17 protein-coding genes are annotated in these 16,408 nt (G+C 35.2%); 16 read left to right on the plus strand and 1 reads right to left on the minus strand.

Annotation, left to right across the window (positions count from 1 at the left end; genetic code table 11):
• Positions 1 to 10 precede the first annotated feature (10 nt).
• The 7 genes from ACZLXV_RS08900 to ACZLXV_RS08930 all read left to right on the plus strand — a co-directional run bounded on the left by ACZLXV_RS08900 (position 11) and on the right by ACZLXV_RS08930 (position 6,288).
• The gene (locus ACZLXV_RS08900) at positions 11 to 325 is read left to right on the plus strand and encodes a hypothetical protein (protein WP_022224639.1); all 315 of its coding nucleotides are present in this window, start codon (positions 11 to 13) and stop codon (positions 323 to 325) included.
• 105 nt (positions 326 to 430) lie between these two features.
• Positions 431 to 1,231: a DUF6115 domain-containing protein gene (locus ACZLXV_RS08905; protein ID WP_482383168.1), complete on the plus strand. Its 801-nt coding sequence runs from the start codon at positions 431 to 433 to the stop codon at positions 1,229 to 1,231.
• 23 nt (positions 1,232 to 1,254) lie between these two features.
• On the plus strand, positions 1,255 to 1,794 hold the full coding sequence (locus tag ACZLXV_RS08910) for a hypothetical protein (RefSeq protein ID WP_482383169.1): 540 nt from the start codon (positions 1,255 to 1,257) through the stop codon (positions 1,792 to 1,794).
• A 12-nt stretch (positions 1,795 to 1,806) separates the two neighbouring features.
• Positions 1,807 to 2,580, plus strand: a complete 774-nt coding sequence (gene hisA, locus ACZLXV_RS08915; RefSeq protein WP_022224636.1) for a phosphoribosylformimino-5-aminoimidazole carboxamide ribotide isomerase — start codon at positions 1,807 to 1,809, stop codon at positions 2,578 to 2,580.
• 313 nt (positions 2,581 to 2,893) lie between these two features.
• On the plus strand, positions 2,894 to 3,559 hold the full coding sequence (locus ACZLXV_RS08920; protein ID WP_482383170.1) for a cell wall hydrolase: 666 nt from the start codon (positions 2,894 to 2,896) through the stop codon (positions 3,557 to 3,559).
• Between the two features lie 149 nt (positions 3,560 to 3,708).
• Complete coding sequence (locus ACZLXV_RS08925; RefSeq protein ID WP_482383171.1) at positions 3,709 to 5,409, plus strand: glutamine--tRNA ligase/YqeY domain fusion protein; 1,701 nt, start codon at positions 3,709 to 3,711, stop codon at positions 5,407 to 5,409.
• Between the two features lie 12 nt (positions 5,410 to 5,421).
• Positions 5,422 to 6,288, plus strand: coding sequence for a DUF2225 domain-containing protein (locus ACZLXV_RS08930; RefSeq protein ID WP_482383172.1), 867 nt, complete (start codon positions 5,422 to 5,424; stop codon positions 6,286 to 6,288).
• Positions 6,289 to 6,426: 138 nt separating this feature from the next.
• Here ACZLXV_RS08930 and ACZLXV_RS08935 read toward each other — a convergent pair whose 3' ends face one another.
• Entirely contained in the window at positions 6,427 to 7,143 is a 717-nt protein-coding gene (locus ACZLXV_RS08935) for a DUF6062 family protein (RefSeq protein WP_482383173.1), read from the minus strand.
• 316 nt (positions 7,144 to 7,459) lie between these two features.
• Between ACZLXV_RS08935 and ACZLXV_RS08940 the strand changes: the two genes are divergently transcribed.
• From ACZLXV_RS08940 to ACZLXV_RS08980, 9 genes are all read left to right on the plus strand, one after another.
• The gene (locus ACZLXV_RS08940) at positions 7,460 to 7,747 is read left to right on the plus strand and encodes a co-chaperone GroES (protein ID WP_022224631.1); all 288 of its coding nucleotides are present in this window, start codon (positions 7,460 to 7,462) and stop codon (positions 7,745 to 7,747) included.
• 74 nt (positions 7,748 to 7,821) lie between these two features.
• Positions 7,822 to 9,447 carry a chaperonin GroEL gene (gene groL, locus ACZLXV_RS08945; RefSeq protein WP_022224630.1) on the plus strand — a complete coding sequence of 542 codons (1,626 nt, stop codon included), beginning with the start codon at positions 7,822 to 7,824 and terminating at the stop codon, positions 9,445 to 9,447.
• A gap of 207 nt (positions 9,448 to 9,654) precedes the next feature.
• Positions 9,655 to 10,740, plus strand: coding sequence for an acyltransferase family protein (locus ACZLXV_RS08950; protein ID WP_482383174.1), 1,086 nt, complete (start codon positions 9,655 to 9,657; stop codon positions 10,738 to 10,740).
• 23 nt (positions 10,741 to 10,763) lie between these two features.
• Entirely contained in the window at positions 10,764 to 11,264 is a 501-nt protein-coding gene (locus ACZLXV_RS08955; RefSeq protein WP_022224628.1) for a DUF6106 family protein, read from the plus strand.
• A 159-nt stretch (positions 11,265 to 11,423) separates the two neighbouring features.
• Positions 11,424 to 12,881: an IMP dehydrogenase gene (gene guaB / locus ACZLXV_RS08960; protein ID WP_022224627.1), complete on the plus strand. Its 1,458-nt coding sequence runs from the start codon at positions 11,424 to 11,426 to the stop codon at positions 12,879 to 12,881.
• Positions 12,882 to 12,886: 5 nt separating this feature from the next.
• The gene (locus ACZLXV_RS08965; protein ID WP_482383175.1) at positions 12,887 to 13,579 is read left to right on the plus strand and encodes a peptidoglycan recognition protein family protein; all 693 of its coding nucleotides are present in this window, start codon (positions 12,887 to 12,889) and stop codon (positions 13,577 to 13,579) included.
• A 195-nt stretch (positions 13,580 to 13,774) separates the two neighbouring features.
• Positions 13,775 to 14,863, plus strand: coding sequence for an FIST signal transduction protein (locus ACZLXV_RS08970; RefSeq protein ID WP_482383176.1), 1,089 nt, complete (start codon positions 13,775 to 13,777; stop codon positions 14,861 to 14,863).
• A gap of 87 nt (positions 14,864 to 14,950) precedes the next feature.
• Entirely contained in the window at positions 14,951 to 15,949 is a 999-nt protein-coding gene (locus ACZLXV_RS08975) for a methyl-accepting chemotaxis protein (RefSeq protein ID WP_022224624.1), read from the plus strand.
• Between the two features lie 107 nt (positions 15,950 to 16,056).
• A complete protein-coding gene (locus ACZLXV_RS08980) occupies positions 16,057 to 16,242 on the plus strand; it encodes a ferredoxin (protein WP_022224623.1) in 186 nt (61 codons plus the stop codon).
• Positions 16,243 to 16,408 lie beyond the last annotated feature (166 nt).

The following is a 16,408-nucleotide window of genomic DNA, read 5'->3' on the forward strand; positions in this document are numbered from 1 at the left end:
GAGGAGAGCCATGTCATTAACCGTAGATTATATAACAATGCCGCCAAAATCACAGGAAGTGTCACAGATTCAACAGACGGACACAGTTAAGCATGAGGGTGAACAGCAGCAGATTGTAGCCGGATTTGAGCAGAATGTTCAAAAAGAGATGAAAACCACGATTGCAAGAAGAAAAGCAAACAATGATGGACTGAAGAATGATGAGAAAGGCGGAGGAAAAGGAAAATACAAAAAGCAGAACAAGAAGGGGGCCGATGATAAAGGCAAGGAACAAGAAAAAAAATTGAACCCGGTTGAAGGCGGGTTATTTGACATAAAGATATAATCATAAAGATATATAAGATAAATATATGTCATAAATATATGTCATAAATATATGTCATACATTTATAGCGTGTATTTATGATAAAGAAACGAGGAAAGAGATACAATGATAGTAATAGAAATTATAATGATACTCATTGGATTGGGAGCAGTGATAGCAAGTTTTTGTTTATCCAATGACAACAAGGAAAATGATGGTGTCAAAGCGGAAATTGATTCTGAACAGATAGATGAGAAAATCAGGGAAGCAGTTAAAAAGACAGAGGAAGAAATATTAAATAAGGCGGATGAGAAATTCAGCCAGATATCTAATGACAAGATAATGGGATTTAATGAATACTCAAATGAAATATTCGACAAAATAGAGAAAAATCATGAAGAGACTGTATTTTTATATAATATGCTGACTGAAAAAGAAAAAGAAATTCAGAATCTGGTACACAGCGTAGATACTACTAATGCGGATTTGCGTGATGAGACAGCGAAAGCTTATCAAAAGGTTAAGAAACAGCTTTCAGATGTTGACAGTGCACTTAAACAGATGGAAGTTGAGAGTGTTAAAGATGATACAATGAAATTTCTTAAAGCCGAAGAAATAACAACATTGTCTGAGAACGGCAAAGAGAATGTTTTTGAAAATGATGAAGTTTCAAAGTCTGAAAAAAATACGGTTCTTGATGAGGAAGAAGCCAAGGCTATAGCTGAGATTACGAATGAAGCTTATATCTCACATACACAGGACGATAACATTTTTGAGGAAAACAACAAGAGTGAAAACAAGCTTAACTCAAACAGCGAAATAATCGCATTATATAAAAAAGGAAGAAATGTTTTGGAAATATCTAAGATGTTGTCTATCGGTCAGGGCGAGGTTAAACTTGTAATAGATTTATATAATGCAAGATAGTGAACAATTGATTGGAGATAAATATGAATAAGAAATCTTTTTTAAGAGGATTTGGAGCAGGTGTTTTGTTTGTTACGGTTATTCTTGGAATATCTTGTCTAATAAGAACATCTGATTCGGCTGTTATTACAAGAGCAAAGAAACTGGGAATGACATTTGCAAGCAGCAACAATACAATTTATGATAATACAAAAACAGCTTCAGGTTCTTCAATTTTAGGAAACGAAAACAATACAAAAAATAATTCCGACACAGAAAGTACACCTGTACCAACTTCAAACGCATCTGACAAAAAGAAAAAGGACAAAACTTTTGAAGAAGAAAAAAAGAAGATGGAGAAGAGTATAAAAGAGGAAAAGAAAAAGCTCACAATAAGCAGCGGAGACTGGGCAAAAAAAGTAGCAGATAATTTAGAAGATGAAGGTATAATATCTGATTCCGGCAAATTTGTTGATTATATGAAAGAAAACGATTATGCAAGCAAGATAAGACCGGGCGAGTATGAATTTTCCATAGATGATGAGTTCAGTGATATTGCAAAGACTATTACAAAACAAAAATAAGTGGAGGATATTATGAGGTTCAGACCATGTATAGATATACATAACGGCTCCGTTAAGCAGATAGTAGGAGGGTCACTAAGCGATAAAGATAATCACGCTGAGGATAATTTTGTATCACTTAATGATGCAGGATTTTATGCACAGATGTATAAAAATGACGGGTTAAAAGGCGGGCATATAATAATTTTGAATTCTGCACAGAGCGAATATTATGAAAAGGATATTGAACAGGCAAAAAAAGCACTTGAAGCATATCCGGGAGAGATGCAGATTGGCGGAGGTGTGAATATTGACAATGCAGAGAGATATCTTAATCTTGGGGCATCTCATGTCATAGTTACATCTTATGTGTTTAGAAATGGTATTATTGATTATGACCGACTTAAAAATCTTTCTTATTTAATAGGAAAGAACAGACTTGTTTTAGACCTTAGCTGCCGCTTTGACGGATATGAATATTATGTAGTGACAGATAGATGGCAGAAAATGACAAAAGAAAAGTTTGACCTTGAACTTATTGAAAAATTAGGTGGTTACTGTGATGAATTTTTAGTACACGCCGTAGATGTAGAGGGAAAATCTGCCGGAATAGAAAAGAGAATTGTTGAAATGCTTGGCAAGGTTGAAAAACATGCCGTTACATATGCGGGCGGCATACATTCGATGAATGATGTAGAATTTATAAATGACAGGGGAAATTCAAAAGTAGATTTTACAATAGGGAGTGCATTAGACATTTTTGGAGGTAATATAAAATATAAAGACGTTGCATTGTACAATATGTAACATTATGCATAATGTAAGAAAATCTGTAACAAATTTGTAATAGATTATGGTTGAAAAATAAATAATTATTTTTTTTGATATTTAAGAGACATTATTTTTGTCTAATATGACAAAAATAATGTCTCTTTTGTATGAAAAGTATACTATTTGACATAAAAAAGAAAAGCTTGTTGAAAAGTATCTGTATAATTTTTTTCAGAAGGGTTGAAATTATTTAAAACTATGTTATAATATGTTACATAAATATTAAATAAAGTTTTAAAAAATGTTTCATTGATTTAAATCAATTATAACATTTAGGAGGTTATTTTTTATGAGATTCAAGAAAGCTGCTGTTATGGTGCTTGCAGCATCGCTCGTCATGACACCGTTTACAGCGAATTCTTCATATGTATCAGCAAACGAGACAACAAAAGTAGAGATACAGGGACTTATATTTAAAGATATGAGTGAAGATGATACTACTGATAACAAAACTACTGTTGACAACAGTTCTGTAAATGTATCATCACAAACATCAAAGACAAATACAAGTTCAAAGGAAACAAAGAAAAAAACTACAACTACAAAGAAAAAAAGTAAAAAAAGATATTCAAAGGCTGATTTAAGACTTATGGCAAGTATCATAAATTGTGAGGCAGGTTCAGAGCCTTATCAGGGAAAACTTGCAGTTGGAATAGTTGTCATGAACAGAGTGAGTTCAAAGTCATTTCCAAACAGCATTAAGGGAGTTATTTATCAGAAAGGTCAGTTTTCACCTGTAAGAAACGGTTCATTAAAGAAAAGACTTAGACAGTATGATTCAAAAAGAACAGGTTCAAAGCAGTGGAAAAGCTGCATCAGCGCAGCTAGAAAGACATTGCAGGGACAGAAAACAATACTTTACAAAGGTAAGAAAAAGAATATGAAAAGTTACCATTTCTTCAGTGTGTACCTTTCAGGTGCGAGGATGAAGCTTGGCGGACACAAATTTAAATAATCATAATATACATTTGGAGCGTATCACAATGATATGCTCCATTTTTTATGGATAAAATACAGAAATCAAAAAAAACTTTTACATTTGTGAATTTTATGTTAGAATATATGACAGTATTTTTAAATATAACATCGAAGGAGGAGACAAAGTTGAGTAGTCCGGTTGATATTAGAGAAAATTCAGAAGAGGAAAAGGAAAAAGTTTCCCGTAATTTCATTGAAAACATTATAGATAAAGATATTGAGGAGGGACGCTGCAAAAAGGTAGTTACACGATTTCCACCGGAACCAAACGGTTATCTTCATATTGGACATGCAAAGTCTATTATCTTGAATTCAGGACTTGCTAAAGAGTACGGAGGACAGTTTAACCTTCGTTTTGATGATACAAATCCTACAAAAGAAAAATCAGAATTTGTTGATTCCATTCTTGAAGACGTAAAGTGGATATGCGGTGACCTTGACATGGAGCATGTTTTTTATGCATCAGATTATTTTGATATGATGTATGAATGTGCCATCAAGCTTATAAAAAAGGGAAAGGCATATGTGTGTGACCTTTCTCCGGAAGAAATCAGAGAATATCGTGGTACATTGAAGGAGCCTGGAAAGAACAGTCCTTACAGAGACAGAAGCATTGAGGAAAATCTTGATTTGTTTGAGAGAATGAGAGCAGGCGAATTTGAGGATGGCAGCAAAGTGCTTCGTGCAAAGATTGATATGAGTTCACCTAATATAAATATGAGAGATCCGATAATTTATCGTATTGCAAGAATGCATCATCATAATACAGGTGATAAATGGTGTATTTATCCTATGTACGATTTTGCGCATCCTATAGAGGACACTGTGGAGGGTGTTACACATTCTATCTGTACACTTGAATTTGAAGACCACAGACCACTTTATGACTGGGTTGTAAATGAAATAGACATGGAGAACAAACCAAGACAGATAGAGTTTGCTAAATTATATCTGACAAATGTTGTTACAGGAAAAAGATATATAAAGAAACTCGTTGAGGACGGAATAGTAGACGGATGGGATGATCCGAGACTTGTTTCCATTGCGGCACTTAGAAGACGTGGTTTTACACCTGAGTCAATAAGAATGTTTATTGAGCTTTCAGGAATTTCAAAAGCGCAGAGTTCATCAGATTATGCAATGCTTGAATACTGCATAAGAGAGGATTTGAAGATGAAGAAACCTCGTATGATGGCCGTGCTTGATCCTATAAAGCTTGTTATTACAAATTATCCTGAAAATGAAATAGAATATCTTGATGTTTCAAATAATCAGGAAAATCCTGAAATGGGAAGCAGAAAAGTACCTTTTGGAAGAGTGTTATATATTGACAGAGAGGACTTTAAGATAGAGCCTCCTAGAAAATATTTCAGATTGTATCCGGGTAATGAAGTCAGACTTATGAATGCATATTTTGTGACTTGTACGGATTACATTACTGATGACGAAGGAAATGTTACAGAGGTACATTGTACTTATGACCCTGAAACAAAGAGCGGTTCAGGCTTTAATGCAAGAAAAGTTAAGGGAACTATTCACTGGGTTTGCGCTGAAACGGCGGAAAAATGCGAGATAAGGCTGTATGAAAACATTGTAGATGAGGAAAAAGGGGTGTATAATGAAGATGGTACGATAAATGTAAATCCAAATTCATTAACTGTTCTCAAAGACTGTTATGTAGAGCCTGCGCTTGCTGATGCTGAAGCAAATGACAGTTTCCAGTTTGTAAGACATGGTTATTTTTGTGTTGATTCAAAAGACTCAGAAAAGGGAAACATGGTATTTAATCGTATCGTTTCATTAAAAAGTTCATATAGACCAAAATAAGGGGGATTAATCATGGGTTTATTTTCCGGATTAGAAAAGATGGGACTTGGCAAGCTGAATAAGCTTGAAGTATTTGAGGAAGATACTGCAAAGAAAGGTGCAAAAAAGGGTGAAGAATCTCAACAGGCAAGTAAGCCAAAGGTTACGGAAGAAGATTTGTTGTTTGATAAATCATATACCTGCCCTGTTTGCAACAACGAATTTCATTCAAAAATGATTAGAACAGGTAAGGTTAAGCTTTTATCGGCAGATACTGATCTTCGACCGAAGTATCAGCTTGTAGACTCTCTTAAATATGATGCGCTTGTATGCCCTAGCTGTGGCTATGCGGCACTTAGCAGATTTTTCAAATTTATGATGCCTGCACAGGCAAAGCTTATTCGAGAGAATATTACAAAAAATTTTAGTGGGCTTCCGAAGACAGGAGGCACATATACATATGATGATGCGATTTTACGTCATCAGCTTGCACTTGCAAATGCTATTGTAAAAAAAGCAAAAAACAGTGAGAAAGCATATACATGTCTGAAGATGGCATGGTTATTCAGAGGAAAGAGAGAGACACTTCCTAAGGAGACAAAAGACTATGATAAAGTCGTAGCTGACCTGAAAAAGGAAGAGGATGATTTGTTAGGAAAAGCATATGAGGGATTTATGACAGCATTTTCAAGAGAATCATTCCCTATGTGTGGCATGGATGAGATGACAGTCACTTTCCTTGTAGCCGAACTTGCGAGAAGAACAGGTAAATATGAGGAATCGGGAAGATGGATTTCAAAAGTTCTTACATCACGTTCTGCAAATGAAAGAATTAAAAATAAGGCAAGAGATATTAAAGAACTTCTCAATGAAGATAAAAAGCGTGCAGGAATTGAATAATTAACTGCCGTTAAAAAAACTCATGTATTTTTATGTACATGAGTTTTTGGTTTTAAATGTTAAACTTTATTAAATAGTAGACTTTGTATTAAATAATAGATTTAGATAGTACAAATATATCAGTTTATCCGCCTGATTTTACTCTTCAAGAAATAAACCGTTAGTTTTTAAGATACTTCTTTGAATGGCATCTTTAGAATTTTTCCACGGTTCGTTTTCGTTTTTATAATCAAATTTATCGATGAACCATTCCAAGTCATCTGTGACACGCTTAAAATTATCAATATATAAAGTGTTTAAATCAGAAATAAATTCGTTAAGTTTTGAGGAACTTAGTGTTTTTTGAGCCTCCTCATATAACATGCCGTAATGTTTTGTGCATAGACCGTTTGACTTATTAAATTTCTTTTTAAAGTCGTCATCATGTGTATAGCAATGGATAACAGTTGTTATGTATCTTTTGAAGATATTTTCAACCCTGTCACATACATAGCATGAACTCTCAATATTATTTATATAATCTGTGATAGGACTGATTTCTTTTTTAAACAGGCTCTTTTTTGCAGCAGCTGATTTTTTCTGCAGTTTTTCAATCTGTGAAACAGTATGTTTCATATGTGTATGAAGCATAAGGGCGATACCTAGACGGTTTTGTCCATCGTAAAGCTGCTTTATATGTTTTGCACAGAAACCTGTTTTGTCGGTTGCCATTCTGATGTCGTCTTCCATATAACTTGGTCCAAGCATAAAATCAATGGATTCTTTCTCAAGTTCATCATACATCTGGCAGAGGGGGCACTCACATTCTTTTTCAAATGCGTCATTGACAGGAATAGTATATAATTGTTCTTTCATTTATATCCTCCGTTTATCTGGGTGATTTGGTATCTGTTTATGAAATTGCTTTTAAACTATAGTAATTGCATAAATATTTATCTTAGAAATTATATTATATGTTATGGGATGTGTCAAAACGTGATATTGTTAAAAAATATTAAAAGTGAGTATAAAAGAGAAAAAAAGAGCAAAATAAAGAATTACAGAAAAATAGCCTGTTTTTTCATGATGAATAATATTGCAGAATATCATTAAATGAAATATATTAAGACTATGGTTAGCACTCGGAATGAGTGAGTGCTAGTAAATCAAGAAGTGTAAGGAGGATATTGACATGAAATTATCACCATTAGGAGACAAGGTTGTATTAAAACAGTTAGAAGCAGAAGAAACTACAGCATCAGGCATCGTATTACCGGGAAATGCTCAGGAAAAGCCACAGCAGGCAGAAGTTATAGCAGTTGGTCCGGGAGGAGTTGTTGACGGCAAAGAAGTTAAAATGCAGGTCAGCGTAGGTGACAAAGTTATCTATTCTAAGTATGCAGGTACAGAAGTTAAACTCGGAGATGATGAGTTTATCGTAGTTCGCCAGAATGACATTGTTGCAATCGTTGAGGACTAATTATAATTAAATAAATGTTTATATTATAGATTAAAAAATATATTGTTGTAATGGATTATTAGGAGGTTTTTATAATGGCAAAGGAAATTAAATTCGGCGCAGACGCAAGAGCAGCTCTTGAAAGCGGCGTAAACAAACTTGCAGATACAGTAAAGGTTACACTTGGACCAAAAGGAAGAAACGTAGTATTAGATAAATCATTCGGTGCTCCGCTTATCACAAATGATGGTGTTACAATTGCGAAAGACATCGAACTTGAAGATGGTTTTGAAAACATGGGTGCGCAGCTTGTAAAAGAAGTTGCAACAAAGACAAATGATGTTGCAGGTGACGGTACAACAACAGCTACAGTTCTTGCACAGGCAATGGTAAATGAGGGAATGAAAAACCTTGCAGCAGGTGCAAATCCTATCATCCTTAGAAAAGGTATGAAGCAGGCTTGTGATTGTGCAGTAGAAGCTATTGCAAGCATGAGTTCAAAGGTTACAGGAAAAGACCAGATTGCAAAGGTTGCAGCAATTTCAGCAGGTGATGAGGCTGTTGGTGAGATGGTTGCCGATGCAATGGAAAAGGTTTCAAATGATGGTGTAATCACAATCGAAGAGTCTAAGACAATGAAAACAGAACTTGACCTTGTTGAAGGTATGCAGTTTGACAGAGGTTATGTTTCAGCATATATGGCAACAGATATGGATAAGATGGAAGCAAATCTAGATAATCCATACATCCTTATCACAGATAAGAAGATTTCAAATATTCAGGAAATCCTTCCATTACTTGAGCAGATTGTACAAAGCGGTGCAAAATTACTTATCATTGCTGAGGATGTTGAGGGTGAGGCTCTTACAACACTTGTTATCAACAAACTCAGAGGTACATTTAATGTCGTAGCTGTTAAGGCACCTGGTTACGGTGACAGAAGAAAGGCTATGCTTGAAGATATTGCAATTCTTACAGGTGGTACTGTTATTTCAGAAGAAGTTGGTCTTGAACTTAAAGACACAACTATCGAACAGCTTGGTCGTGCTAAATCAGTTAAGGTTCAGAAAGAGAACACAGTTATCGTTGACGGTGCAGGTGATAAAGATGCAATCGCAGCAAGAATCACTCAGATTAGAGCACAGATGGAAGAGACAACATCAGACTTTGACAAAGAAAAACTTCAGGAAAGACTTGCAAAACTTGCAGGCGGAGTTGCTGTTGTCCGTGTCGGAGCTGCAACAGAGACAGAGATGCAGGAAGCAAAACTTCGTATGGAAGATGCTTTGGCAGCAACAAAGGCAGCAGTGGAAGAGGGAATCATCTCAGGTGGTGGTTCAGCTTATATTCACGCTTCAAAGGAAGTTGCAAAACTTGCAGCTACACTTGAGGGTGATGAAAAGACAGGTGCAAATATCATTCTTAAAGCACTTGAAGCACCTTTATCAACTATCGCTCATAATGCAGGACTTGAGGGTGCTGTAATCATAAACAAAGTTCGTGAATCAGAAGTTGGAACAGGATTTAACATTCTTAAAGAAGAGTACACAGACATGGTATCAGCAGGTATTGTTGACCCTGCAAAGGTTACAAGAAGTGCACTTCAGAATGCTACAAGCGTTGCATCAACACTTCTTACAACAGAGTCTGTTGTATCTACAGTTAAGGAAGATACACCTGCTGCAATGCCGGCAGGCGGAGCACCAATGGGAATGATGTAATCACACACTTATAGTGCTTAAGCTTAAGAAATTAAATTTGAAATTATTTATGCAGAGGGTTTCATATGCGGGTGGAACCCTCTGTTAGTTTTAAAAAGCAATGTAAAATGATGAGTCAATATCAAAACTCTGTCTTGAAATTAAAAAGTGTATGAATTATAATATCAGATGTGTAAATAATTAAATGTTTTAGGATGGATTTTGACAATGAAAGAGAGAATTGGATATGTAGATGCGACAAAAGGGTTGGGAATGTTATTGATTATGTTTGGTCATGTGACTGAATATGATAATCCTGTTGATTTGTGGATGTCATCATTCAAGGTCGTTATTTTTTATATAATGTCAGGTTTTTTGATGAGTTATTCGGGTTCTATAAAAAAGAGGTCCTTTGGTGTATTTATGAAAAAGACATTTATAAGTCTTGCTGTTCCGTATATTTCTTTTAGTATTCTCGGAATAATGTTTAAAGTGGGATGCGTATATGTGAAGATGAAGCCTATGTCTAAAATTACAAAGGTATTTTGGGAATATCTGTGGGACAGTGTATTTTTAGCAGGTATAAATTCAATGTGGTTTCTGCCAACTATTTTTTTCGGGGAGATAATCTTTTTCTTTCTTATAAGAGCACCTAAGATTATTAAACTGCTATATGCAGTTGCCGGACTTTATGTGATTACCGCTGTAAATAACATTATAGACTATGTGGGGACTTCCATGCAGGGAAGGATGGATCAGATAAGCATAGATAATATTTCAAATCTTATCGGTGCAGTAGGAAAAGGTTTTATGGCGGCATGGTTTATAGGTGCAGGATATATCATATACATTTTCTATCAGAAAATCAAAGATGACAGGATAAAACTTTTGGGAGGTTTAGGTCTTTCAATATTAAATGTTTTGTTGTCGCAGTTAAACAGTCATATTGATATTCATATGCTTAAAGAGGGAGAAAAGCCTGCATTATTTTATATATGCGGTATTATTGGTTCTCTTGGAGCTATCATGTTGTTGGATTTTCTGTCCGAGAGATTTAATCTTTCGGGACTTGATTTCTGGGGAAAAAATTCATTGGCAGTTATGTGTACACATACGGTTTTCGGACTTCGTTCAGTAGCGTATTTTGGCTGGCAGAAAGTATCATATTTTCCGTCGGTTGGAAGTGCAAAATATGTCTGCCAATGTCTTGTGGTTATGGCTATTCTTATGATGATAGAATATAGCCTTGTACTAATCATAAACTCTAAATTCTGGTTTTTACTTGGAAAGAAAAAAAGCCAGATTGTTTCATAAAAATAAGAGAGAGGAAGCATACAATGGAAGAATTATATTCAGAAACTTATTTGAAGGCGAAACCATCGCCTAAAAGAACGGCAGTCAGATGGGGACTGATTTTCTTATGTTTATTTTTGGTAGTATTTGATTTAATGGTTTTAAAGAGTTTGTATCTTTTGATATTTGTTTTTATTGTTGATGCAATGATTATTTATTTTTTGCCAAAGAAAAATGTGGCGTATGAATATGTGTTTGTTGATGGTCAGATAGACTTTGATTTAATAATCAACGGCGAGAGAAGAAAACACAAAAAAAGAATTGATATGGAAAAAGTAGAACTGGTTGCACCGGAGGAAGCACCTGTTTTATACAATTCAAGAAATCTTCCTATGGAGGACTATTCTTCGAGAATGCCTGGAGATAAGCATTACATTGCAGTTGTACTTGGTGACAAGGGAAAAGAGAGAATTAGATTTACTCCTGATGAAAGAATGCTTGAACTCATGAAATTGAAGGGAAGAAGCAAAGTGCAGGATGTATAAATCATTATGGTTTGGTTTTTAATATAAAGCAAAGTCGATATTGACAAGCATAAAAATAGTGTTATATACTAGTACAATACACCATTGGCAATTTAGTCAGTGGTATATTGTACTATTTAGAATATATGAATATACAAATTAAATAAGGAGGATATTAAGATGGGTAAGATTATTGGTGAAGGCATTACATTTGATGATGTGTTATTAGTGCCACATTATTCAGAGGTAATTCCTAATCAGGTTTCTTTAGCAACTAATCTCACTAAATCAATTAAGCTCAACATACCTATGATGAGCGCAGGAATGGATACTGTTACAGAGTATCGTATGGCAATTGCAATGGCAAGACAGGGTGGTATAGGAATCATCCATAAAAATATGTCAATCGAAGCACAGGCTGACGAGGTAGACAAGGTTAAGCGTTCAGAGAACGGTGTTATTACAGACCCATTTTATTTATCACCTGAGCATACTTTAGAAGATGCAAACAATCTCATGGCTAAGTTTCATATTTCAGGTGTACCTATCACAGAGGGAAAGAAGCTTGTAGGTATCATTACAAACAGAGACCTTAAATTTGAAACAGATTTTACAAAGAAGATTAAGGAGTCTATGACTTCTGAGGGGCTTATCACAGCACAGGTTGGTATTACTCTTGAGGAGGCTAAGAAAATTCTTGCAAAGTCAAGAAAAGAGAAACTTCCTATTGTTGATAAGGACGGAAATCTTGCCGGACTTATTACTATAAAGGATATTGAGAAACAGATTAAATATCCTTTGGCAGCAAAAGATTCACAGGGACGACTTTTATGTGGAGCAGCTGTTGGTGTTACTGCAAATATTCTTGACAGAGTTGCGGCACTTGTAGAGAAACATGTTGACTGTATAGTAATTGATACAGCACACGGTCACAGTGCAAATGTATTAAAGGTTGTCAAGATGGTTCGTGATGCATATCCTGACCTTCAGATAATTGCTGGAAATGTTGCTACAGGTGCAGCGACAGAGGCTCTTATCAAAGCAGGTGTTGACTGCGTAAAGATTGGTATAGGACCTGGATCTATCTGTACAACACGAGTTGTAGCAGGAATTGGCGTACCACAGATTACAGCAATCATGGATGCTTATGAAGTTGCAAAGAAATATGATATTCCTATTATTGCAGACGGCGGTATCAAATATTCAGGAGATATGACTAAGGCTATCGCAGCAGGTGCAAGTGTTTGTATGATGGGAAGTATTTTTGCAGGCTGTGATGAAAGTCCCGGAACATTTGAACTTTATCAGGGACGTAAGTATAAAGTATATCGTGGAATGGGTTCTATCGCTGCTATGGAGAACGGAAGTAAAGATCGTTATTTCCAGACAGGCGCAAAGAAACTTGTACCGGAAGGTGTAGAGGGACGTGTTGCATATAAGGGTACTGTAGAAGATACAGTATTCCAGCTTATGGGCGGTCTCAGATCAGGTATGGGCTATTGTGGAGCTCCTGATATAAAGACATTACAGGAGACTGGTGAATTTGTTAAGATTAGTTCTGCATCGCTTAAAGAGAGTCATCCACATGATATACATATCACAAAAGAAGCTCCAAACTATAGTGTAGGAGATAACTAGGATATATGAAGAAACTTTCAAAAGCGAAGCGTCGCCGCAGATTGAAAGTATTAAAAATGTGGGGTACGGCTGTTGTTATATGCATTATAATGACAGTCGTATTTATGCTTGTAAAATCTGCAATTACCCAAAAAAGCGGCACCAAGAGCAGCAGAATAAATTATGAACAGTATGTCGTTCCAAAACCAAATGTGAAAAAGGCATTGCTTACTGTAAATAAAAATTCAAGACCGGGAATAAAGCTTAGAAAAATAAAAGGTATAGTTATACATTATACGGCAAATCCGGGAACCGATGCGATGGCAAACAGAAATTATTTTGAGAGCAGAAAAAACTTATCTGATGATACGGCAAATAAAGTGAGCAGTCATTTTATAATCGGATTGGACGGAACTATTATACAATGTATTCCGTTAAATGAGATTTCATATGCTTCAAATAATAGAAATTCAGACACAATATCTATCGAATGCTGTCATCCGGACAGTTCAGGTAAATTTTCAAAAAAAACGTACAACTCTGTTATAAAGCTTGCGGGATGGTTGTGTGCGAAATACCAAATTGAAAATTCTGACATTATCAGACATTATGATGTTACAGGTAAACTCTGCCCGCTTTATTATGTGAACAACTCGGATAAATGGAACAGACTTAGAAATCAGATTAAAAATTATATTTTGAAATATAGAAAAGAGTAAAACTGTTTTAAATTATCTAACAGTGATACTCTTTTTTGTATACGGATTTATTTTTTTATAGTGATAATTTATATATGTATACAGTGAAATTAAAATTTTTGGACTTTAAACTTAAGTGTATATAGTTTATACTTAATATGTTATTTGTTAAAAACAACACAAGTGTAGTATATTTGACATTAGACGGAGGGATAAATGAGATCATATGTAGGGATTGGAAAAGGAAATGTTAAGGATGCAGTTAGGGACGCTGTTAACGGGATTGGAAACCCGTCAGCGATAATCTTTTTGAGTTCTTTTTCTCAAATAAGAGAGACAGCAGAGATTTTGGCACAGAAATTTCAGGGTATACCTTGTATTGGAACTCTCGGAACAAAACTGGCAAACGGAGAGTATGGGGATGATTCTTTAGTAGTGCTCGGTTTATATGATGATGCCAAAACAGAATGCGGTGTTATAAGGGATATAAGTTTATGTCCGGTTGCAGCGATAGGAGAGATAAATGAAAAGGTAAACAGGGTTTCTCCAGGCAGAGAAAATACCGTATGTATTGAATTTTGCACCAATGATGAGGAAAAACTTGTCACGACATTCAATTCATGTCTCGAGAAGATGGGAGTAAAACTTGCCGGAGGTACAGTGTTTGGTGTATCCGACGGAAAGAAGCCTGTTGTTGCATACAATGGCAGAGTTTTTGAGGATGCATGCGTCTATGCAATTATCAAAAACACGACAGGAAAAGTGGGTGTATTTAAAGAAAATATATATGAGAAAAAGACAGATAAATATCATTTTGCAAGTAAAGTTGATACTTTAAAGAAAGCGGTTATAGAGCTTGACGGCAGACCGGCTGCCGATGTATACAGCAATGAGGTAGGAGTTCCAAAGAACAAGATAGTTGAGAATGTTTTTAACAATCCGATGGGACGTGCTGTTGGAGAAGAGGTTTATATTTCTTCTATGATGGATATGGATTCAAGAGGTGCATTGTATAATTATAAGAGAATTAACAAAAATGATTGTATATATTTCCTGTCATTAGGTGATTATAAGGAGATTGAGCAAAGTAACAGAGAGAGCATAAAAGCTTCATTTTCAAAAATATCACTTGTATTTTCAATTGATTGTATATACAGGTATTTGTTATATCAGCAGGAAAAATATTTTGATACATATGTACATGATATGGCAGAACTTGGAAATCATGTCGGAATCATAGGCGGTGGAGAACAGTTTAATAATCAGCATGTAAATCAGACTATGGTTTGTGCTGTATTTGAGTAGAGAAAGATATAGGAAAATTTATCTAAATAGCTATGTAATTATTGATAGTAGATGAGTATTTGATTTATGGAAATGAGGGTTAAAAGTATGTTTGGAAGAAAGAGAAAAATGGAAAAAAATTTGCCTGAATTAAAAAATGATGGCGGTGCAAATGCACATAATGTGAAAACAGTGGGAAAAGATGTAAGTGAATATCTTGATTCTATGGAGTATCTGAGTAGGGTTGTGCTTGAAAAGAAAGAAGCTTTGGCTGATGAGGAAATCAAATCAATTACGGAAATTGACAAAGTTAAACAGGCTTATGAGGATGTGCTTAATGATAATAGAGCATTTCATGAGACAATTTCAGATTTTGGAGACGAATTTATTAACATTGAAAATATGTCAGGTGATTTTAATGATATGATAAATAATATCAATGAACAATCCGAAAATGCACGTGATGACATGAATTTACTCATAAGCAGCACAAATGACGTGGAGGATGAATTTAAGAATATTTCTGCAATATATGATGAGTTCAGAGCACGTTTTGATGAGATAAAAACAGCCATGGCAGGAATTATAGCTGTCGCTAACAAGACAAACCTGCTTGCTTTAAATGCATCTATTGAAGCTGCAAGGGCAGGTGAACATGGCAAAGGATTTGCGGTTGTTGCACAGGAAGTTACAGGGCTTTCACATAATATAAAGGAGCTTGTCGCAGATGTTGACAAGAGCATAGAGGGACTTGAAAGCAGTTCGGAAAGACTTACTGATTCGATAAAAAGTGCAAATGAGACATTAGATTCAACAAAGAGTCAGATGAACAAAGCCCAGGATGTATTTATGGATATAGTTGATTCTGTTTCAGAGACACAGACTGCGAGAGCGGGCATTACACAGGCTGTTGAAAGATGCAGTACACAGGTAAATGACATAAGAAATGATATGGAATCAAATAATGAAAGATATGAAAATGTAATGCGTAAGATAGACGGCTTTAAGAGCATGACTACCAAAAAGGGATTTTTATATGAAGATATATCAAATATGATGGAGCAGGCGGGACCGCTTGTAAAGAAAATAAGAGATGAACTGAACTAACATGTATAAATTATTATGAAAGTGGAATACTATAATGCAAGGGGTAAAATATTTTTTTGACCCCAATATCATAATATTTATATAATGAAGTTTGGAGGAAATATAATATGAATGCAATTGTATCGCAGGATGTCTGCATAGGATGCGGATTGTGTACAAGTACGGTTGATGAAGTTTTTCGGATGAATGATGATGGAAAAGCGGAGGTATACAATACTGTTTCAGAAGAAACAAAGGATGCTGTACAGGAGGCAATAGATTCCTGTCCGGTAAATGCGATAGAATGGGAGTAAAACACAGCAGGTAATACTAATTATATACAGATTGGAAAGATTTACGGTTTTTAGAAGCTGTAAATCTTTTTTATTGTATGGCCTAAAGGCCTAATTTGCGAAATGTAGTTTCTCTTGGAGGAGAAATGGAATGGAGCAAATAAAAAAACCACCTGCTATGCAGGTG

The organism is Butyribacter sp., from assembly GCF_056818865.1.